This is a genomic window from Cellulomonas sp. plas2 (genome assembly GCF_057221735.1).
This window is the reverse complement of record NZ_CM170155.1, coordinates 3491714-3510160: the sequence shown is the minus strand read 5'-3', so window position 1 is coordinate 3510160 and position 18447 is coordinate 3491714. Positions and strand designations below refer to the sequence as shown.

Sequence of the window (18447 nt, the reverse complement as noted above, 5' to 3'; positions counted from 1 at the left end):
CGCACGTGACGAACGTGGGGGGCGACGGCCACTGGACCGCGCTGGCGGCGTGCGGACGGGGGTACCCGGCCGACGCCCTGTTCGTCGAGGGGCCCGCGCAGCGCGAGGCGCGGGCGGTGTGCGAGGGGTGCCCGGTGCGGATGCAGTGCCTGGCGGACGCGCTCGACAACCGCATGGACTTCGGCGTGTGGGGCGGGATGACCGAGCGGGAGCGCCGCGCGCTCCTGCGGCGCCGGCCCGAGGTGCGCTCCTGGCGGTCGGAGCTGCTCGCCGACGGCGCCCCCGCCCTGGAGCGCGTCGGCGCCCGCTGACTAGGGTGGGCCCCATGGCCACCACCCGCTGGGAGTACGCGACCGTCCCGCTCATCGTCCACGCGACGAAGCAGATCCTCGACCAGTGGGGCGAGGACGGCTGGGAGCTGGTCCAGGTGCTCGAGGGCGGGACGGGTCTCGTCGCCTACCTCAAGCGCCCGCGGGAGGCCTGATGCCCACGGCGGCCGAGCGCCTGGCCGCGACCGGGCTCGTCCTGCCGGCGGTCGCGGCGCCCGTCGCCGCCTACGTGCCCGCGGTGCGCACCGGGCTCCACGTCCACACGTCGGGGCAGCTGCCCTTCGTCGACGGTGCGCTGCCGCGCACGGGCAAGGTCGGCGAGGGCGCGGGGCTCGTCGAGCCGGCGGTGGCGGCGGACCTCGCCCGCACCGCGGCGCTCAACGCGCTGGCCGCCGTGGCCGCGCTCGTCGAGCAGGAGGGCGGCCCCGGCGGGGCGGCGGCGCTCGACCGGGTCGCGCGCGTGGTGAAGGTGGTCGGCTTCGTCGCCAGCGACCCGGCCTTCGCCGGGCAGCCCGCCGTCGTCAACGGCGCGAGCACGCTGCTGCACGAGGTGCTGGGCGAGGCGGGCGTGCACGCGCGCTCGGCCGTGGGCGTCGCGGTCCTCCCGCTCGACTCCCCGGTCGAGGTCGAGCTCGTCGTCGAGCTCCACCCCGCCTGACCGTCCCCGCCTGACCGTCCCCTCCTGACCGTCCGAGCAGGGCGACCTCAGCGCGCGCGGCGCTCCAGCCGGTCGAGGTCCAGCAGGACGACGGCCCGGCCCTCGCGGCGCACCCACCGGCGCGCGGCGAAGTCGGCCAGCGCCTTGTTCACCGTCTCCCGCGACGCGCCCACGAGCTGCGCCAGCTCCTCCTGCGTGAGGTCGTGGGCCACCCGCACGCCCTCGTCCGTCTTCTCCCCGAAGCGCGTCGACAGGTCGAGCAGCGCCTTGGCCACGCGACCCGGCACGTCGCTGAAGACGAGGTCGGCGAGCGCCTCGTTCGTCCGGCGCAGGCGCCGGGCCAGCGCCTGCAGCAGGTGCTGCGCGACGCCGGGGTTCGCCTCGAGCCACGCGATGAGCTCCGCGTGCCCCAGCTCGAGGATGACGGCGTCCGCCACGACCGTCGCGGTCGCGGTGCGGGGGCCCGGGTCGAACAGCGAGAGCTCGCCGAACATCTCGCCCGGGCCGAGGACGGCGAGGAGGTTCTCGCGGCCGTCGTTCGAGCGGCGGCCCAGCTTGATCTTGCCGGAGCGCACGACGTAGAGCCGGTCCCCGGGCTCACCCTCGTGGAAGAGCACCTGCCCGCGCACGAAGTCGTGGGTCTTCATGCGCTCGACGAGCGCCGACGACGACTCACGGTCCAGGCCGGCGAACATCGGTGCGGTCAGCACCACGTCGTCCTGCAACGGACACCCCACCCTCTCCTGGTGACCCAGGGCAGCTCGCGGCGGACCGGACGTGCCCCCGCGGGTCCGGGTCCGCCGTGGGGTCCTGTGACCCCGGCCCCAGTGTGCCGCATGACACGTCCGCGACAGGGGCACCACGGGCACCCGGTCCGTCCGCCGTCACTCCTCCGGGTGGTCGTCAGGCGGGCGGCAGCGGGTCGGCCAGCGCGGACAGCACCTCCGCCGGGGCCGCCCCGAGCCGCTCCACCAGCGCGGCGGTGGCCTCGCGGAGCGCGCCCTCCACGCCGGCCTCGTACGCCGCGAGCCGGGCGTCGAGGTCCCGCAGGCCCGCGAGCCGCGCGCCGGGGGAGGTGGGGGGACGGTCCTGGTCCTCCGGCGACGAGGGGCTGCCGGCCCCGGCGGCGGAGCCCGACGCCGGGGGCCCGGCCGCGGTCCGCCCCGCACCCTGCGTCCCCGGGTCCGGCAGCCCGTCGAGGTGCCGCCCGGCCGCGGCGCGCGGACCGCCCAGCACGGCGAGCAGCTCCTCGGCGCGCGGCACCCCGACCGCGACGGCCGGCGGCAGCGCGAAGGCGGCCGCCCCCAGCGTGTCCGGCTGGGCGACGGCCGACAGGGCGACGTCGATCCGTGCGCGCACGAGCCGCCGCCACCAGGCGACGCGCACGAGCTCCACCTGCAGCGTCCTGCGGTCCAGCCGCAGGTCCAGCACCGGCTCCGCACCCGTCCGTGCCATGGGTCCCCCGTCCCCGGCCGCCGGGCACGGCCGTCACGCAGGGCCTCGGCGCCCCCCGCGTGCCGGCTGAGGGCGCCGGCCGCACGTCACCCGGCGGGTCGCCTGGCAGGACGCCCGTGCGGGTGGTCCGCCGTACGCTGCCCGGGTGGCGACGAGGGGCGGGGCGAGGGCGGCGAGCGCGACCGGCGCGACGGGCGCGACGGGCGCGACGGGCGCTGCGGCCGGCGCCGCCGGCACCGCGGGGGACGGCGGGTCCGCGCCGGTGCGCCGCGGCCCGGCGCTGACCGCCGACCGCGCACGCGCCCTCGCGCGCGAGACCCCGCTGGGCCGCACGAGGCGGGCCCGTCGCATCGACCGGGCGCTGGCGGAGCGCTACCCCGACGCGCGCTGCGAGCTGGACTTCCGCACGCCCTTCGAGCTGCTGGTGGCCACGGTCCTGTCGGCCCAGACGACGGACGTGCGGGTCAACCTCACGACGCCGGCGCTCTTCGCGCGGTGGCCGGACGCCACCGCCCTGGCGGCCGCCGACCCCGAGCAGGTGGAGGAGGTGCTGCGCCCCACGGGCTTCTTCCGCGCCAAGACCCGGGCGGTGATCGGGCTCAGCGCGGCCCTCGTCGAGCGGTTCGCGGGGGAGGTGCCGCCGCGGATGGCGGACCTCGTCACGCTGCCGGGGGTCGGGCGCAAGACGGCGAACGTGGTGCTGGGGAACGCGTTCGGCATCCCGGGCCTGCCCGTCGACACGCACGTCCTGCGGCTGTCGGGCCGCCTCGGGCTCTCGACGAGCGAGGACCCGCTCGTCGTCGAGCAGGACCTGTGCGGCCTCGTCGAGAAGCGGGACTGGACGATGCTGTCCCACCGGCTCATCGTGCACGGGCGGCGGACCTGCCACGCCCGGCGGCCCGCCTGCGGGGCGTGCCCGCTGCTGACGGACTGCCCGTCCGCCGGCATCGGGGAGATGGACCCCGACCGCGCGGCGGCCCTGGTCCGCAGCGGCCCCGAGAGCCGCGCCGAGGACGTCTGACCGTGCGTCCGGGCGTACGTCCGACCGTGCGTGACCGCGACTAGCCGACGGGGCTGACGTCGCGCAGCCACTCGAGCAGCAGCGCGGTGACGCGGGCCGGCGCCTGCTCGGCGAGGAAGTGCCCGACGCCGGGCAGCACCTCGTACCGGTAGCGCCCGCCGACCACGGCGGCCGCCGCGGACGAGAGCGGGGCGCGCGCCGAGGAGCGCAGCCCGTCCCGGGTCCCGTGGAGCTGCAGCACGGGCAGCGGCGCCGCCTCGCGCAGCCGGGCCACGTACCGCGCGCCGTCGGGCCGTACGCCCGAGCGCAGCAGCCAGCGCAGCTGCTCGAGCTGGCTGTGCGCGGCGAAGGGCACGCGCGCCGCCCGCCGGTAGGCCTCGAGCGTCGCGGCGTCGGGCCAGCCGGGCACGCCGCCCCACTCGTCGAGCAGTCGGGCGACGAGGTCCCCCGACGTCATCGCCCGCTCGGGCAGGCTCGGGAGCTGCACGAAGGCGAGGCGGCCCACGGCGGACGGGCGCAGCGAGGCGCCGGGCGTCCGCCGCGAGTCCAGCGGGTGCGGTGCGCCCAGCACGGCCACGCCGCGCAGGACCCCCGGCTGGAACGCGGTCATGCCCCAGGCGATCTCCCCGCCCGTGCCCGCTCCGACGACGACCGCGCGGTCGGCACCCAGCGACCCGACGACCCCGGCGACGTCGGTGGCGAGCGTGGGCACGTCGTAGCCCTGCGGCGGCTTGTCCGAGCCGCCGGTGCCGCGCACGTCCATCGCCGCGACGCGGTAGCCGGCCGCGGCGAGCGCCGGGAGCTGGTGCCGCCACGCCCACCAGTACTGCGGCACGCCGTGCAGGAGGACGACGAGCGGCGCGTCGTGGTCCTCGGGCCCGGCGAGCGCCACGTGGAAGCGCGAGCCGTTCGCCGGCACGAACCGGTGGCGCCAGGGACCCTCGACGAGGAGCGTGGCCGAGTCCACCGCCGTCACGGGCTCGACCGTACCGACGCTCATGCCTCCGCCAGCTCGGGGCGCTCCTCGAGGGCGGCGCCCCGGCGGTCCTTCGGCGGGTCGAAGCGGTAGCCGACGTTGCGGACGGTGCCGATGAGCTGCTCGTGCTCGGGGCCGAGCTTCGCGCGCAGGCGCCGCACGTGGACGTCGACCGTGCGGGTGCCCCCGTAGTAGTCGTAGCCCCAGACCTCCTGCAGCAGCTGGGCGCGCGTGAACACGCGCCCCGGGTGCTGGACGAGGTACTTGAGGAGCTCGAACTCCTTGTAGGTGAGGTCCAGGGCGCGCCCCCGGAGGCGGGCCGTGTAGCCGCCCGCGTCGATGGTGAGCTCCCCGGAGCTGATCTCCTGCGGGGCCTCCTCGAACACCGAGGCCGCCGCGCGCTCCATGACGAGCCGGAACCGGGTCTCGACCTCGGCCGGGTTGGCGGTCTCCAGGACGATGTCGTCGGCGCCCCACTCCGCGGTGACGACCGTCAGGCCGCCCTCGGTGAGGACGAGCACGAGCGGGACGGTCAGGCCGGTGGCGCGCAGGAGGCGGCACGTGGTGCGGGCGGTCACGAGGTCGCGCCGGGCGTCGAGCACCACGATGTCCGCGTCGGGCGCGTCGACGAGCGCCGACGGCTCCACGGGCAGGACCCGGACGCGGTGCGAGAGCAGACCCAGGGCGGGCAGCACCTGGGCGGAGCCGCCGGACGCGGGGGTGAGGAGCAGCAGATCTGCCACCGTCAGGCACCTCCTGCGGACGAGTGGGCACAGGCTACCGCCCGCCGTGCGCAGCACGGCCGTCACGTCCGCGTGCCGCTCGTCACCTGCCGTTCATCTGCGAGAATCCTGCCCGTGACCCGCCTGCGCGCCCACCTCCTCCCGCGCGCCCGGCCGACGGCGCCGGGGGCGCCGCGGACGCGATGACGCTCCCCGTGCGGGCGCTCGTCACCGCCGCGGGTGGGGCGCTGGTCGCGCTCGCGGGCCTGGGCGGCGCGTGGCCCGTCGCGGTCGTGGCGGTGGTCCTCGTGGTGGCCCTCGCGCTGGGGTGGCCGGTCCTGCTGGACGTCCCGCGCGGTGCCGGTCCCGGCGCCGTGGTGGTGGCGGGCCTGGCGGGCGTCGGCGCCGTCGTGGCGGCCGCGCTGGTGGGCGCCGGGCCCTACCTGCAGCCGGTGCCGGTGGTCCTCGCGGGCGCGATGCTGCTGGCCTTCGTCGCGCAGATGCTGCGGCGGGACGGGCGGCGCCGGCTGGTGGAGTCCCTCGCCGCGACGGTCGCGGGGGCGCTGCTGGCCGTCACGGCGGCGGGCTGGGTGGCGACGCAGCGCTCCGCGGGCGGCGAGGAGGTGGTCGTCGTCGGGGCCGCGGCCCTGGCCGTCGCGGCCGCCGTCACCGTCGTGCGGGTGCCGGCCTGGCTGACGGCGGTCCTCACCACGGGGCTCGGTGCGGCGGCGGGGGCGGTGGTGGCCTCGGGCGTGAGCACGGGCACGGGCACGGACCTCGTCGCCGGCGTCGTGCTCGGCACGGCGGTCGGGCTGCTCGTCGGGGCGCTGCACGCGCTGACCGCGCGCGTCCCGGCCGTCGCGGGCGCCCGGGCGGGTGTCGCCGCGGCGGTCCTGCCCGTCGTGGTGACCGGCACGCTCGTCTACGTCGTCAGCCGCCTGCTGGGCTGACCGGTCACCGGACCGGTCAGTAGACGAGCGCCTGCACGCCGTCGGCGAGCACCTCCTCGACCAGCGCCGCCGCCCCCGCGATCCGCGCGCCCGGCCGCAGGTCGTCCTGCACCAGGTCCCGCCGCGCCGCGCACTGCGTGCAGACCGTCACCGTGCCCCCGGCGAGCACGGCGGCGACGAGGTCCGGCACCGGGGCCGCGTGCGGCAGGACGAGCTGCGCGTCGCGCCCCGGGACGGCGAACCACACGGCCTCCCCGGTCAGCCACAGGCTCACGCGGGCGCCGGCCGCGACGGCGGTCGCCGCCACCGTCAGCGCCTGGTTGGCGGCCTCCGCGCGCTCGGGTCCGGCGGTGCACTTCACGACGAGGCCACGGGTCACGCCCGCAGCGTAGGGCGGGTGGCGCGGACCGCGGACGGCGGGGGCGTCGGACGGCCGCCCGGTCGTTAGTGTGGACCCATGGGCGCCCTCGAACTCTTCTACGTCGGACTGCTGGTGCTGGCGACGCTCGCGATCGGGTGGATCGCGGGGCTCGTCCTGTGGCGGCTCTACAAGGGCCAGCGCTGATCCGGGACGCACGGCCATGACGTTCGTGCTGCCCGAGGGGCTCGCGCCCGAGGTGTACCCGCTCGCCTGGCTCGTCGGCCGGTGGCGCGGGCCCGGGGTCGTCGGCTACCCCGGCATCGAGGAGGCGGCCTTCACGCAGGAGGTCGAGTTCGACCACGACGGCGGTCCCTACCTGCGCTACCGCTCGACCATCCGCCTCGTCGTCGCGCCCGACGACGTCGCCGGCCTCACCTCCGACGAGCCCGAGGCGCCCGTGTGGACCACGGAGACGGGCTACTGGCGCGTGCCGCCGGAGCGCCCCGACGGCCTGGGTGCCGACCAGCACCCGGTCGAGGTGCTGCTTGCCGACGCCTCGGGCCACGTGGGCCTCTACGTCGGCGCGGTCGGCAACGGCCGGGTCGAGCTCGTCAGCGACGTCATCGCGCGGTCCGCGACGGGCGCCGAGATCACCGCCAGCAAGCGGCTGTACGGCCTCGTCCAGGGCGAGCTCATGTGGGCCAACGACCTGGCGGCGTTCGGGCAGCCGATGCAGTCCTACGCGTCGGCGCGGCTCGCGCGCGTCGGCGACGAGGCCGCGGCGTGAGCGCCCCGGCGGACGTCCGGGCACCCAGCCCCCTGCTCGCCCGTCACGGCGCCGTGCCCGCCGCGGGCCCCGACGCCGGGGTCGCCTGGCACTACGGGGACCCGGTGGCCGAGCAGCGCGCGCTCGAGCGCGGCGGCGCCGTCGTCGACCAGTCGCACCTCGGCGTCGTGCGTGTGGCCGGGCCCGACCGGCTGACCTGGCTGCACTCCATCACCTCGCAGGACCTCACCGCCCTGGCGCCGCGCACCTCCACGGAGCTGCTGGTCCTCGACCCGCACGGGCACGTGGAGCACGCGGCGGGCGTGGTCGACGACGGCGAGGCCACGTGGCTGCTCACCGAGACGGCGCCCGCGCTCGCCGCCTGGCTGGACCGCATGCGGTTCACGCTGCGCGTCGAGGTCGTCGACGTGACGGCCGACTGGGCCGTCCTCGGTGAGCCGGTCGACGCCGAGGGCGCCGCCGACGAGCCCCTCACGTGGCGCGACCCCTGGCCGCGCACGGCCCCCGGCGGCACGCGCTACGGCGCCGACGACGACGCGCACCCCGGCGCGGACCGCCCGTGGCGGCTCGTGCTGGTCCCGCGCGCGTCGCTCGACGAGGCCGTCGCCCGTCGCGAGGCCGCCGGCTGGACGCTGGCCGGCACCTGGGCGGCCGAGGCGCTGCGGGTGGCGGCCTGGCGCCCGCGCGCGAGCCACGAGGTCGACCACCGCACCATCCCGCACGAGCTGGACTGGCTGCGCACCGCCGTGCACCTGCACAAGGGCTGCTACCGCGGGCAGGAGACGGTCGCGCGCGTGCACAACCTGGGCCGTCCGCCGCGGCGGCTCGTGCAGCTCCACCTCGACGGCTCCGGTCACCTCGTGCCCGAGACCGGCGCGGCCGTCCGCACCGCCGACGGCCGCGAGGTCGGCCAGGTCACGACGGTCGCCCGCCACCACGAGCTGGGCCCCGTCGCGCTCGCGGTGATCAAGCGCTCGCTGCCCACCGACGTCGAGGTCCTCGTCGACGCGGACGGCGGCCCCGTCGCCGCCGCGCAGGAGGTCGTCGTGGCGGGGGAGGGCGTGTCCGTCGACCGTCCGCCGGCCCGCGGTCCCGTCGCGCGCGGTCTCGGCCTGCCGCCCACCCGGTGAGCTCGCGGGCCGCGGCAGAGCGCCGACCCGGGCGCAGCGCGGCCTCGCTCACGGCGGCCCGGGCGCGGGGCCGGCAGGGGGTCGCGCGCGTCCGGTCCTCCTGGGTCCCCGTGCTGCAGGCCGCGGTGGCCGGCGGCGTGTCCTACGCCGTCGGGCTGTACGTGCTGGGCCACCCCGCGCCGTTCTTCGCGCCCGTGTCGGCGTGGGTCTGCCTCGGCTTCACGCGGGACCGGTCCGTGCGGCGCGTGTCCGAGCTGGCCGTCGGCGTGGCGGTCGGCGTGGCGCTCGGCGACCTCGTCGTGCACCTCATCGGCACGGGCGCCTGGCAGATCGCGGTGACGCTGTTCGTGGCGGCCCTCGTCGGGCGGTTCCTCGACCGGGGCGTGCTCTTCACGACGCAGGCCGGCGTGCAGGCGATCGTCATCGTCGGGCTGCCGGTGGGCACGGCGACGGGTGGTCCGCTGGGGCGCTGGACGGACGCGCTCGCGGGCGGGCTCGTCGCGCTCGCGGTGGCGGTCCTGACGCCGACGGACCCGCGCACGCACCCCCGGCGGCACGCCCGCGACGCCCTGCTCGCGCTGGCCGACGTCCTGCGGGTGCTCGCGCGCGGCCTCGACCACCGGGACGTGGACGACGTCGAGGACGCCCTCGTGCTGGGCCGCACCTCGCAGCCCGCGCTCGACGGGTGGCAGGAGACCGCGGGCAGCGCGCACGAGCTCGCCCGCCTCTCGCCGGCCGGGCGCCGGCACCGCGACGAGCTGCGCGCGCTCGCCGCCGACGCCGTGCTCGTCGACCGGGCGATGCGCAACACGCGCGTCCTGGCGCGGCGCTCGTCGGCCACGCTCACCGCCGAGCAGGTGCACGACGTGGGGGAGCTGGCGGACGTCGTCGCGCAGGTGGGCGCCGCCGTGGGCGAGCTCGCGCACGACCGCGCGTCCGGCCGCGACCCCGAGGGCCCGCGCCGCACGCTGCACGCCGCGGCGGAGCGCCTGGACCCCTACCGGCTCGGCGCCGAGGACTGGCAGGTCCAGGGGCTGGTGCTGCTGGCGCGCTCGCTCGTCGTGGACCTGCTGGAGGCCGCCGGGGAGGGGCCCGTGGAGGCGCGCGCGGCGCTCCCCCCGCTCTAGCCGCCCCTCGACCCGTACCCTCGGGGACGTGCAGCTGATCGCCTGGGCCCAGACGGCTCTGTTCTTCGTGTTCTACCTGGCCATCTTCGTGCTGTCCGTCGTCGCGCTCCTGGACCTGCTGCGCCGCCCGGCGACCGCGTTCGTCTCGGCCGGGAAGCTGACGAAGGGCAAGTGGGGCGCGATCCTCGGGGTCGCGACCGCCGTGGCGTTCATGGCGCTGCCGGCGCCGCTGGGCCTCGGGCTGCTCGGGTTCCTCGCCATCGGGGCGGCGGTGGCGGCCATCGTCTACCTCGTCGACGTCAAGCCCGCCGTGTCCCCCTACCGGGGCCGCGGCGGCGGGGGCGGTCGGCCCGGGGGCTGGTAGGCCCGCGTGCGCGCCGTCGTCCAGCGGGTGCTGCGCGCCTCGGTCACGGTGGGCGACGAGGTCGTCGGCGCGGTCGACCGGCCCGGCCTGCTCGTCCTCGTCGGCGTCACCCCGGGGGACGGGCCGGCGCAGGTCGCGCACGTGGCCCGCAAGGTGGCGGAGCTGCGCATCCTGCGCGACGAGCGGTCGGCGCTCGAGGCCGGTGCGCCCGTCCTCGTCGTCAGCCAGTTCACGCTCTACGCCGACACCCGCAAGGGCCGGCGGCCGACCTGGAACGCGGCGGCTCCCGGGCCGGTGGCCGAGCCGCTGGTGCAGGCGGTCGTCGACGACCTGCGCGGGCGCGGGCTCGAGGTGGCGACGGGCCGCTTCGGCGCGGACATGGCCGTCGAGCTCGTCAACGACGGGCCCGTGACGATCCTCCTCGAGAGCGCCCCGGACGCCTGAGAGGCGGCTGCGCGCGGACGGGTGAGCGGTGGCGCGTCCGCCCGCCGCACGCGTGAGGATCACGCCCGTGGAGACCACCCGCCTGCTCGACGGCTACCCCGTCGACGCCCCCCGGCTGACCGGGCCCGTGCTGCTGGACCAGCGCTGGGAGGATCTGGCGTTCGTGCACCGGCCGGTGGCGCCGGCGGCGGTGGCGCGGTTCTTCCCGCCGGGCACGCGGCCGGACATCGACGCCGACGGCCGGACGTGGGTCGGCTACGTGCCGTTCCGCATGGCCGGGGCGGGTTTCGGGCGGGGGCGGCCGGTGCCGTTCTTCGGGTCGTTCCTCGAGACGAACGTCCGGCTGTACTCCGTCGACGACGCCGGTCGGCACGGCGTCGTGTTCCGGTCGCTGGACACCGAGCGGCTGGCGGTCCTGCCGTTCGCCCGTGGGGTGTTCGGCACGCCCTACCTGTGGGCGGCCATGGACCTGACGCGGTCCGGGGACGTGCTCACGTACACCACACGGCGTCGGTTCCCCGGCCCGCCGGCGCGGTCGCGCCTCGTGCTGCGGGTCGGGTCGGTCGTGGAGCCCACGGACCTCGAGGTGTGGCTGACCGCGCGGTGGGGCCTGCACTCGCGTCTGCGCGGGCGCACCTGGTGGGTGCCCAACGAGCACGACGCGTGGCCGCTGCACGCGGCGGAGGTGCTGGCGCTGGACGACGACCTCGTCGCCGCGGCCGGCGTCCGTCCCGAGGGGGCGGCGCTGCGGGCCCTGTGGTCGCCGGGCGTGCGGACGCGGTTCGGGCTGCCGGTCAGGGTGCGGTGAGCAGGACGCGCCGAACAGGACGTGCCGAACAGGGTGCGTTGGACAGGGTGTGGTGACCAGGGTGCGCTGATCAGGTGGTCCGTCCGGCGGGTGGGGCGTCCGCGGCTGCGCGCGACGGCGACGAGGCCCTACGGTCGGGGCCATGAACGCGCCGGGAACACCCCCCGACGGCACGGTGGACGGCATGGTGGACGGGACGGTGGACGCGTCCGGGCACGGGCCGGTGGGCACCCTCGCCGAACGCCGCGACCTGCGCCGCCGGGAGTTGCTGGAGCGGGTGGCGGACCACGTCCTGGCCGTCGGCATGGGCGGGGCCTCGCTGCGCAGCGTCGCCGCGGCGACGGGCTCGAACAACCGCATGCTCCTCTACTACTTCGGCAGCCGGGAGGCGATGCTCGCGGCGGCCTACCCGGTGGCGGTCGCGCGCTTCCCCGGCGTCCGCACGGCGCTCGGACGTCTGCGCGACGCGTCCGTCCCGCTCGAGGAGCGGCTCCTGACGGCGTGGACGATGCTCGGCGACCCGGAGAACCGGCCCGTCATCCGGCTCTTCTTCGAGGTGCTCGGGCGGCTGGAGTACGAGCCGACTGAGGTGGGTTCGGCGGTGCTGGTGCGCGCCGACCATTGGGTGGAGGCCGCGTCGGACGCCTTCGAGGCGGAGGGCCTGCCGCGCGACGACGCGGCCACCCTGGGGCTGGCGGTGGTGAGCGGCTGGCGCGGGCTGCTCGTCACCCTGCTCGCCGGTGGGGACGCGCGACGTGCGGACATGTCGGCGCACTCGCTGGCCACGTCCGTGGCGGAGCTCGTCGGGTCGTGGGGCCCGACGACGACGGCTCTGGATGTGAACTGGGTCACATATGCGCTGAGAAGTAGCGCGACGTATGAACCGACCGGTTCAATGGTGCTCGGCGCGGACGCGCCGTCCGGACCCCCTGACCCGGGCGGCACGTCCGCACCGTCCGCCGCGCGGGTGGGTGCCACCGGCGCCGCGGGGAACCGCTCGAGCAGCGTGGCGGCCACCCCCGTCGTCGCCGGGGCCCTGCGCCGGGCCCGCGTGCCGACCGGGAGTCCGGCACGGCCTGCTCCGAGACGCGACCACGTCGACGGCGGCCGGGTCCGCACGACGTGGACCTCGGCCCACGCCACTCTCGTCGAGCTGGTGCTGGGCGCCGGCGAGTGCTCCGGCTGGGGCGCCGCCGCCGCCGAGGAGGTCTGGCTGTGGCAGGGGCCGACGCCCGTGGCGCTGCAGGCCGGGGGGACGGGGTCGTCACCGCAGCCCGGGGACGTGCGGGTGCTGGGCGACGACGCGGCGGCCGGCCAGGTGACGCAGGCCGTGGTGCCCGCCGGCGGGTGGCGGCGCACCCTGCCCGCGCAGGGCGACGTGCGGGTGACGCTCCTGGTCACCGCGGCCCCCGGCGCCCGGGCCGAGGACCGGCGCGCGTAGCCTGCCGGGCGTGCCACGCCTCGCCCCGCACGCCGCGACCATCCCCGGCTCGCAGATCCGCCTCGTCACGGAGCGCGCCTGGCGCACGCCGGGCGCCGTGGTGCTCAGCGTGGGGGAGCCGTCGGCGCCCACGGCACCGCACGTCCTGGCGGCGGCGGCGGACGCCCTCGCCCGCGACGACACGGGGTACACGCCCAACGCCGGCATCCGCCCGCTGCGCGAGGCCCTGGCCGCCGACCTGTCGTCGTCGCACGGCCGTCCGGTCGAGGCGGACCGTGTGTGGATCACGGCCGGCGGTGCGCAGGCGCTGCACCTCGGGCTGACCCTGACGCTCTCCCCGGGCGACGAGGTGCTCGTCCCCGACCCGGGCTACCCGCCGTTCGCCATGACCGCGCACCTGCTCGACGCCCGGCCCGTGCGGTACCGCCTCGACCCGGGCGACGGCTTCCTGCCCGACCCGGCGGTCGTCGAGGCCGCGGTCACGTCCCGGACGCGGGTGCTGCTGCTCAACTCGCCGTCGAACCCGCTCGGCACGGTGCTGCCCGCGGACCGGACGGCCGCCCTCCTGGACGTCGCCCGGCGGCACGACCTGTGGGTGCTGTCCGACGAGTGCTACGCGCGCCTGACGTTCGACGTCCCGCACGTCCCGCCGGCCGCCCTCGACGAGGACGACCGCGTGCTGACCCTGCACTCGTTCTCGAAGACGTACGGCATGACGGGGATGCGGGTGGGGGCCCTCGTCGTGCCCGCCACCGCGCTGCCCGTCCTGGGGTCGGTGCAGGAGTCGGTCGTCTCCTGCGTCAACACGCCGGCCCAGCACGCCGCCCTCGCGGCGCTGACCGGGCCGCAGGACGGGGTGGAGGAGGCGCGTGCGACGTACCGGCGCCTGCGCGACGTCGTCACCGGCGTCCTGGCCTCCGGTGGCATCCGGGCCCTGCCCGCCGCCGGCGGCATGTACGTCTGGGCCGACGTCGGCGACCGCGCGGGCGGTGACGTGCTGGGCTGGTGCCTGCGCCTCGTCGACGAGCACGGGGTCGCGCTCGCGCCGGGCACAGCGTTCGGCTCCGGCGGCGAGGGGTGGGTCCGGATCTCGTTGGGCGCGTCGGAGGCCGACCTGCTGACCGGGCTGGGACGGGTCCCGCGCTGACCGCCGGCCGTCGTGCCCGGTAGCGTGCCGTCGGCGCGGGAGCCGCGCGCGACCCGGGGGAGGGGCGACGTGGACGAGGGTGCCGGACGGGCCGCACGCGGGCGCTTCGAGCTGCGCGTGCGCTGGTCGGACGTCGACCTGTTCGGGCACGTCAACAACGGGGCGTTCCTGCGCTACCTCGACGACGCGCGCTTCGCGGTGCTGCCGACGATGGGCGTGGACGCCACTGGCCGGCTGACGGACACGATGCTCGTCGTCGTCAAGCACGAGATCGACTACGTGGCGCCGGCGCCCTTCCGGCCCGAGCCGCTGGCGGTCGAGCTGTGGGTGCCGCGGATCGGGCGGACCTCGGTGGACATCGCCTACGAGGTCCTCGACGCGACGGGCGACGCGCCGGCCACCTACGTGCGGGCGCTGTCGCGGATGGTGCAGGTCGAGGCGCTCACGCAGGCGCCCCGCGCCTTCGACGAGGAGCAGCGCGGGCTGCTGGGTGCGTGGTCCGGGCCGGGGCCGGTGCTGCGGGGCTGGTGAGCGTCAGGCGATGAGCACGGCCGGCGGCGTCAGAGCCCGGGGACGTCGAGGTCGAAGGTGGCGGCCAGGGTGCGCAGCACGCCGTTGACGTGGTTGCCCGGGGCGATGAACCGCGCCGCCGCGCGCACGTCCGGGTGCGCGTTGTCCATCGCGACGCCGTACCCGACCGCGCGGAGCATGCGCAGGTCGTTGAGGTAGTCGCCGAAGGCCATCGTCTGCGCCGCGGTCACCCCGAGGGCGTCCTGCACGTGGCGCAGGCCGACCTCCTTGTCCGCGTCGGGGTGCATGAGGTCGACCCAGTGCTGCCCGGAGACGAGGACGCGCAGCCCGCCGGCCACGTCCGCAACCGCCGCCGACGTGCCGTCCTCGACGTCGCCCGCGTCGAAGACCGCCAGCTTGAGCACGACGTCGTCGACCGCGAGCACGTCGTCCACGTGCTCGACGAGCGCGTAGTGCGCGTGCACCGAGCCGAGGAACGCGGCGCTGCCGCCCTCCACCCAGGCGGACCGGGCGCCGCAGACGACCACCCCGACGTCGCGGCCCGCGGCGGCGAGCGCACGCACGGCGTCGACCACCGCGGCGCCGCTGCCGTCCGGCAGCGGCTGCGTGCCGAGCACGGTGTCCCCGCGCACGACGAGGCTGCCGTTCTCGGCGATGAACGGCAGGCCGTCGCCCGTCGGCCCGAGCAGCACCCGGAGGTTGGCGAGCTGGCGGCCGCTGGCGGGGCAGAAGGCGATCCCTCGCTCGGCCAGGGCGGCCACGACGGCGGCCGTCGCGGCGGGCAGCCGCTTCGCGGGGTCGAGCAGCGAGCCGTCCATGTCGGTGACGACGAGGCGGACCGGGGTCGTCAGGGGGATCGCCGGGGCGGCGCCCTCGTCGGGCAGCGCCGCGGCGGGGACGGCCTCGTCGGGCAGCGCCGCGGCGGGGACGGCCCCGTCGGGCAGGGCGGTGCCGGGGACGGCCGGGGAGGGGGTCACGTGCCCATCCTCCCAGCCGTCCCCGGACGATCCGGCCCGCCCGGCGTCAGCGGACCGCCGCGTCCAGCCGCGAGAGCTCGGCGGGCGTGAGGACGAGGTCGGCGGCGCGCACCGAGTCCTGGATCGTCTCGGGCCGGCTGGAGCCCGGGATCGGCACGACGACCTCGGACTGCGCGAGCTCCCAGGCGAGGGCGACCTGCTGAGGGCTGACGCCGTGCTCCTGCGCCACCTCCGCGAAGGCGGAGTGCTGCCCGCCGAGGTCCCCGGCCTTGGAGATGCCGCCGAGCGGGCTCCACGGGAGGAAGGCGATGCCGAGCTGTGCGCACAGCTCGAGCTCCGGGTGCGAGGACGTGAAGGCCGGGGAGTACTGGTTCTGCACCGACACGAGCCGGCCGCCCAGCACCTCCTGCGCCTCGGCGATCTGCGCGGGGTCGGCGTTGGAGATGCCGGCCATGCGGATGGTGCCGGCGTCGAGCAGCTCGGCCAGCACGCCGACGGAGTCCGCGTAGGGCACGGCCGGGTCGGGCCGGTGGAACTGGTAGAGGCCGATGGCCTCGACGCCGAGGCGGCGGGCGCTGTCCTGCACCGCGCGGCGCAGGTGCTCGGGGCTGCCGTCCTGCGTCCAGGAGCCGTCGCCGGGGCGCAGGTGGCCGCCCTTCGTGGCGACGAGGACGCCGTCGGTGCTGCCGCCGTACGTGCGCAGGGCCTCCGCGACGAGCTCCTCGTTGTGGCCGACCTCGTCGGCGTGCAGGTGGTAGGCGTCGGCGGTGTCGATGAGCGTGACGCCCGCGTCGAGCGCGGCGTGCACGGTGGCGAGGGCGCGCTCGCGGTCCGGGCGCCCCTCGATGGACAGGGGCATGCCGCCCAGGCCGATGGCGCTGACCTGCGCGTCCCCGATGCGTCGTGTCTGCATGCGGCAAGGAGAACCCGTCGCGGGGACGTGCGCACCTCGGGGCGGCGTGGTGAGACGCGGCTCTCGTCGGGCAGTCGGACCCCGCAGCCGGACGGGCGGTCGGACCGGGCGGGGACGCAGGTGCCCCCGGTCGCGCAGGGGGGGCGTGCGACCGGGGGCGAGAGGAACTGTAGGGCCTGGACCTGTGTGCTGGTGCCATGTGGCGCGACCCGACCGGGTGACGGGGCGCCACCGCGCTCACGGTGCCCCCTGTCCGGCCGATGGGCCCTCCTGAGCAGCAGCACGACGTCCACCCCCGAGGAGCCCCGCGATGAGCACCGACACCGTCCGCCGCCGTTCGGTGCGCGACCTCCCTGTCGCCCTGAAGATCCTGTCCGCCGTCGCCGTGGCGGCCCTCGTCGCCGTCGTCGTCGGCGTCGTGGGCATGGCCAGCGTCGACCGGACGCGCACCTCGACGGAGGAGCTGTACGGCAAGGGTTTCACCGGCCTCGCGGCGCTCGGGGACCTGCGGGCGTCGCTCTACCTCATGCGCACCTCCATCGCGAGCCAGGCGCTGGCCCAGACCGACGAGCTGATGGACAAGTACGAGGCCGACTTCGCGTCGCAGGCAGGGGAGGTCGAGGAGGCGCTGGCCGACTACGACGCGCTCCCGCTGACCGGCGAGCAGCAGGCCCTGCTCGACGACTTCGCTGTGCAGTTCGCGGCCTACCGCGACGTCGCGACGGAGGAGCTCCTGCCCCTGGGCCGGGCGAACGACATCCCCACCTGGATGGAGGTGCGTGAGTTCCAGGGCACCCCCGTCGTCAAGAAGGCGATCGCGGACCTCGAGGGCCTCGTGCAGTCCCAGGTCGACGAGGGCGACGCCCTCGCCGTGGGCGCCCAGGCCACCGCGACCACGTCCCGCACGGTGGTCCTGGTGACGCTCGTCGCCGGGCTGCTGCTGGCGGCGGGCCTCGCGGTCGTCGTCGCCCGCGCGATCACCGGCAACCTGCGGCGGGTCCGCGAGGTGACCGACGCGCTCGAGGCGAACGACCTCACCGTCAGGTCCGGCCTGACCACGGGCGACGAGGTCGGTGTGATGGGTCGCGGCCTGGACCGCGCGGCCGAGAGCCTGAAGGGTCTCGTCGGGCGCATCGAGACCTCCGCCGTCTCGCTGGCCGGGGCCGTGGAGGAGTTCTCCGCGACGACGACGCAGATCGCCGCCTCCGCGCAGGAGACCTCCGCGCAGGCCGGCCTCGTCTCCGCCGCCGCCGAGCAGATCAGCCGCAACATCCAGACCGTCAGCACGGGCTCGGAGGAGATGGGCAGCTCCATCCGCGAGATCGCCCGCAACGCGACGGACGCGACGAAGGTCGCGACGCAGGCCGTCGAGGCCGCGCAGGAGACGACGACGACCGTCGCCCGCCTCGGCGAGTCGAGCCGCGAGATCGCGGACGTCGTCAAGGTCATCACCTCCATCGCCGAGCAGACGAACCTGCTGGCCCTCAACGCCACGATCGAGGCCGCGCGCGCGGGCGAGGCCGGCAAGGGCTTCGCGGTCGTCGCGGGGGAGGTCAAGGAGCTCGCGCAGGAGACGGCGAAGGCGACGGAGGACATCGCCCGGCGCGTCGAGGCCATCCAGTCGGACACCGGCTCGGCGGTGCACGCCATCGAGGGCATCTCCGAGGTCATCTACTCCATCAGCGGCTACCAGTCGACGATCGCCGCCGCCGTCGAGGAGCAGACCGCGACGACGAACGAGATGAACCGGAACGTCTCCGAGTCCTCCACGGGTGCGCAGGACATCGCGCGCAACATCCTCAGCGTCTCGGGCGCGGCGGAGATGACCTCGACGGCCGTGGGGCAGGCGAGCACGGCCGTGGCCGAGCTGGCGCGCATGTCCGCCGACCTGCGGGGCGTCGTGCAGCAGTTCCGGGTCTGACGCGGGTTCGGCGGGCAGGGCCGGCGGAGGACCTCGGAGCGTTGGCCGGTCGCGATCATCTGCCGCGACGGTCCATGCCGCTCGGAGCCGGTGGCCGGGCCTGCCCCTGACGTGATCCGCCCGCCCCTGTCCACAGCCGCCCCCATCGGGAGCCCCGGCCGTGTCGGTGGCTCGGTCTACGGTGGGCGGCATGGCGGAGAACGGCGCGAAGGCGCAGGTCAGGAGCGGTATTGCTGCTCCTGACGCTGCCGTGCCGGCGGCTCTGACGGCCGTGCCCGACGAGGGGGTGGCCGGTCAGGTCGCCGCGTTGCGGGCGGTCCTGGCAGGGGTGGCGACGCCGGTAGGGATGCCGGTGCCTGCAGACGTCCTGGTGCCGCCGGCATCG

22 protein-coding genes are annotated in these 18447 nt (G+C 76.8%); 15 read left to right on the top strand and 7 right to left on the bottom strand.

The window, feature by feature from the left end; translation table 11 throughout:
• Window positions 1-5 precede the first annotated feature (5 nt).
• Genes AC2TDM_RS15600 through AC2TDM_RS15590 form a run of 3 tightly spaced genes read left to right on the top strand, consistent with a single transcriptional unit; the run spans window position 6 to window position 987 of the window.
• A complete protein-coding gene (locus AC2TDM_RS15600; RefSeq protein ID WP_425319171.1) occupies window positions 6-311 on the top strand; it encodes a WhiB family transcriptional regulator in 306 nt (101 codons plus the stop codon).
• Window positions 312-325: 14 nt separating this feature from the next.
• On the top strand, window positions 326-484 hold the full coding sequence (gene sp36 / locus AC2TDM_RS15595) for a Sp36 family protein (RefSeq protein ID WP_090031222.1): 159 nt from the start codon (window positions 326-328) through the stop codon (window positions 482-484).
• Window positions 484-987 (top strand): RidA family protein, encoded by a 504-nt coding sequence (locus AC2TDM_RS15590; RefSeq protein ID WP_090031220.1) that lies wholly within the window; start codon window positions 484-486, stop codon window positions 985-987. Before sp36 ends, AC2TDM_RS15590 begins: the two co-directional genes overlap by 1 nt.
• 47 nt (window positions 988-1034) lie before the next feature.
• Here the strand turns inward: AC2TDM_RS15590 and AC2TDM_RS15585 are convergent, their stop codons facing one another.
• Window positions 1035-1712, bottom strand: a complete 678-nt coding sequence (locus tag AC2TDM_RS15585; protein WP_090031219.1) for a Crp/Fnr family transcriptional regulator — start codon at window positions 1710-1712, stop codon at window positions 1035-1037.
• A 178-nt stretch (window positions 1713-1890) separates the two neighbouring features.
• Window positions 1891-2442 carry a hypothetical protein gene (locus AC2TDM_RS15580; RefSeq protein WP_090031218.1) on the bottom strand — a complete coding sequence of 184 codons (552 nt, stop codon included), beginning with the start codon at window positions 2440-2442 and terminating at the stop codon, window positions 1891-1893.
• Between the two features lie 280 nt (window positions 2443-2722).
• Between AC2TDM_RS15580 and nth the strand changes: the two genes are divergently transcribed.
• Window positions 2723-3463, top strand: a complete 741-nt coding sequence (gene nth, locus AC2TDM_RS15575) for an endonuclease III (RefSeq protein WP_203708971.1) — start codon at window positions 2723-2725, stop codon at window positions 3461-3463.
• 40 nt (window positions 3464-3503) lie between these two features.
• On the opposite strand, the gene AC2TDM_RS15570 is transcribed toward nth, so the two are convergent.
• The gene (locus AC2TDM_RS15570; RefSeq protein WP_239079004.1) at window positions 3504-4463 is read right to left on the bottom strand and encodes an alpha/beta fold hydrolase; all 960 of its coding nucleotides are present in this window, start codon (window positions 4461-4463) and stop codon (window positions 3504-3506) included.
• Window positions 4460-5182 carry a winged helix-turn-helix transcriptional regulator gene (locus AC2TDM_RS15565; protein ID WP_090031214.1) on the bottom strand — a complete coding sequence of 241 codons (723 nt, stop codon included), beginning with the start codon at window positions 5180-5182 and terminating at the stop codon, window positions 4460-4462. The genes AC2TDM_RS15570 and AC2TDM_RS15565 overlap by 4 nt, the downstream gene beginning before the upstream one ends.
• 182 nt (window positions 5183-5364) lie before the next feature.
• Here AC2TDM_RS15565 and AC2TDM_RS15560 point away from each other — a divergent pair, with 182 nt between their 5' ends.
• Window positions 5365-6111, top strand: a complete 747-nt coding sequence (locus tag AC2TDM_RS15560) for a hypothetical protein (RefSeq protein ID WP_090031213.1) — start codon at window positions 5365-5367, stop codon at window positions 6109-6111.
• Between the two features lie 16 nt (window positions 6112-6127).
• On the opposite strand, the gene AC2TDM_RS15555 is transcribed toward AC2TDM_RS15560, so the two are convergent.
• The gene (locus AC2TDM_RS15555) at window positions 6128-6490 is read right to left on the bottom strand and encodes a DsrE family protein (protein WP_090031211.1); all 363 of its coding nucleotides are present in this window, start codon (window positions 6488-6490) and stop codon (window positions 6128-6130) included.
• A gap of 202 nt (window positions 6491-6692) precedes the next feature.
• Here AC2TDM_RS15555 and AC2TDM_RS15550 point away from each other — a divergent pair, with 202 nt between their 5' ends.
• The 9 genes from AC2TDM_RS15550 to AC2TDM_RS15510 all read left to right on the top strand — a co-directional run bounded on the left by AC2TDM_RS15550 (window position 6693) and on the right by AC2TDM_RS15510 (window position 14251).
• Window positions 6693-7259, top strand: coding sequence for a heme-binding beta-barrel domain-containing protein (locus AC2TDM_RS15550; protein ID WP_090031210.1), 567 nt, complete (start codon window positions 6693-6695; stop codon window positions 7257-7259).
• Window positions 7256-8389 carry a CAF17-like 4Fe-4S cluster assembly/insertion protein YgfZ gene (ygfZ, locus tag AC2TDM_RS15545; RefSeq protein ID WP_239079003.1) on the top strand — a complete coding sequence of 378 codons (1134 nt, stop codon included), beginning with the start codon at window positions 7256-7258 and terminating at the stop codon, window positions 8387-8389. The genes AC2TDM_RS15550 and ygfZ overlap by 4 nt, the downstream gene beginning before the upstream one ends.
• A gap of 110 nt (window positions 8390-8499) precedes the next feature.
• Window positions 8500-9516, top strand: a complete 1017-nt coding sequence (locus AC2TDM_RS15540) for an FUSC family protein (protein WP_239079002.1) — start codon at window positions 8500-8502, stop codon at window positions 9514-9516.
• A 28-nt stretch (window positions 9517-9544) separates the two neighbouring features.
• Entirely contained in the window at window positions 9545-9880 is a 336-nt protein-coding gene (locus AC2TDM_RS15535) for a DUF2516 family protein (RefSeq protein ID WP_308439550.1), read from the top strand.
• Window positions 9881-9886: 6 nt separating this feature from the next.
• Window positions 9887-10324 (top strand): D-aminoacyl-tRNA deacylase, encoded by a 438-nt coding sequence (gene dtd, locus AC2TDM_RS15530; RefSeq protein WP_090031207.1) that lies wholly within the window; start codon window positions 9887-9889, stop codon window positions 10322-10324.
• 67 nt (window positions 10325-10391) lie between these two features.
• Window positions 10392-11132, top strand: a complete 741-nt coding sequence (locus AC2TDM_RS15525; RefSeq protein ID WP_239079001.1) for a YqjF family protein — start codon at window positions 10392-10394, stop codon at window positions 11130-11132.
• Window positions 11133-11274: 142 nt separating this feature from the next.
• The gene (locus tag AC2TDM_RS15520; protein WP_484635221.1) at window positions 11275-12573 is read left to right on the top strand and encodes a cupin domain-containing protein; all 1299 of its coding nucleotides are present in this window, start codon (window positions 11275-11277) and stop codon (window positions 12571-12573) included.
• A gap of 10 nt (window positions 12574-12583) precedes the next feature.
• Complete coding sequence (locus AC2TDM_RS15515; protein ID WP_175499285.1) at window positions 12584-13720, top strand: pyridoxal phosphate-dependent aminotransferase; 1137 nt, start codon at window positions 12584-12586, stop codon at window positions 13718-13720.
• 69 nt (window positions 13721-13789) lie between these two features.
• Complete coding sequence (locus AC2TDM_RS15510) at window positions 13790-14251, top strand: acyl-CoA thioesterase (protein ID WP_090031201.1); 462 nt, start codon at window positions 13790-13792, stop codon at window positions 14249-14251.
• Window positions 14252-14280: 29 nt separating this feature from the next.
• On the opposite strand, the gene AC2TDM_RS15505 is transcribed toward AC2TDM_RS15510, so the two are convergent.
• Window positions 14281-15228 carry an HAD family hydrolase gene (locus AC2TDM_RS15505; RefSeq protein ID WP_484635220.1) on the bottom strand — a complete coding sequence of 316 codons (948 nt, stop codon included), beginning with the start codon at window positions 15226-15228 and terminating at the stop codon, window positions 14281-14283.
• 46 nt (window positions 15229-15274) lie between these two features.
• The gene (locus AC2TDM_RS15500) at window positions 15275-16141 is read right to left on the bottom strand and encodes an aldo/keto reductase (protein WP_484635219.1); all 867 of its coding nucleotides are present in this window, start codon (window positions 16139-16141) and stop codon (window positions 15275-15277) included.
• A 310-nt stretch (window positions 16142-16451) separates the two neighbouring features.
• Here AC2TDM_RS15500 and AC2TDM_RS15495 point away from each other — a divergent pair, with 310 nt between their 5' ends.
• Window positions 16452-18062 carry a methyl-accepting chemotaxis protein gene (locus tag AC2TDM_RS15495; RefSeq protein ID WP_484635218.1) on the top strand — a complete coding sequence of 537 codons (1611 nt, stop codon included), beginning with the start codon at window positions 16452-16454 and terminating at the stop codon, window positions 18060-18062.
• Window positions 18063-18447: the final 385 nt, after the last annotated feature.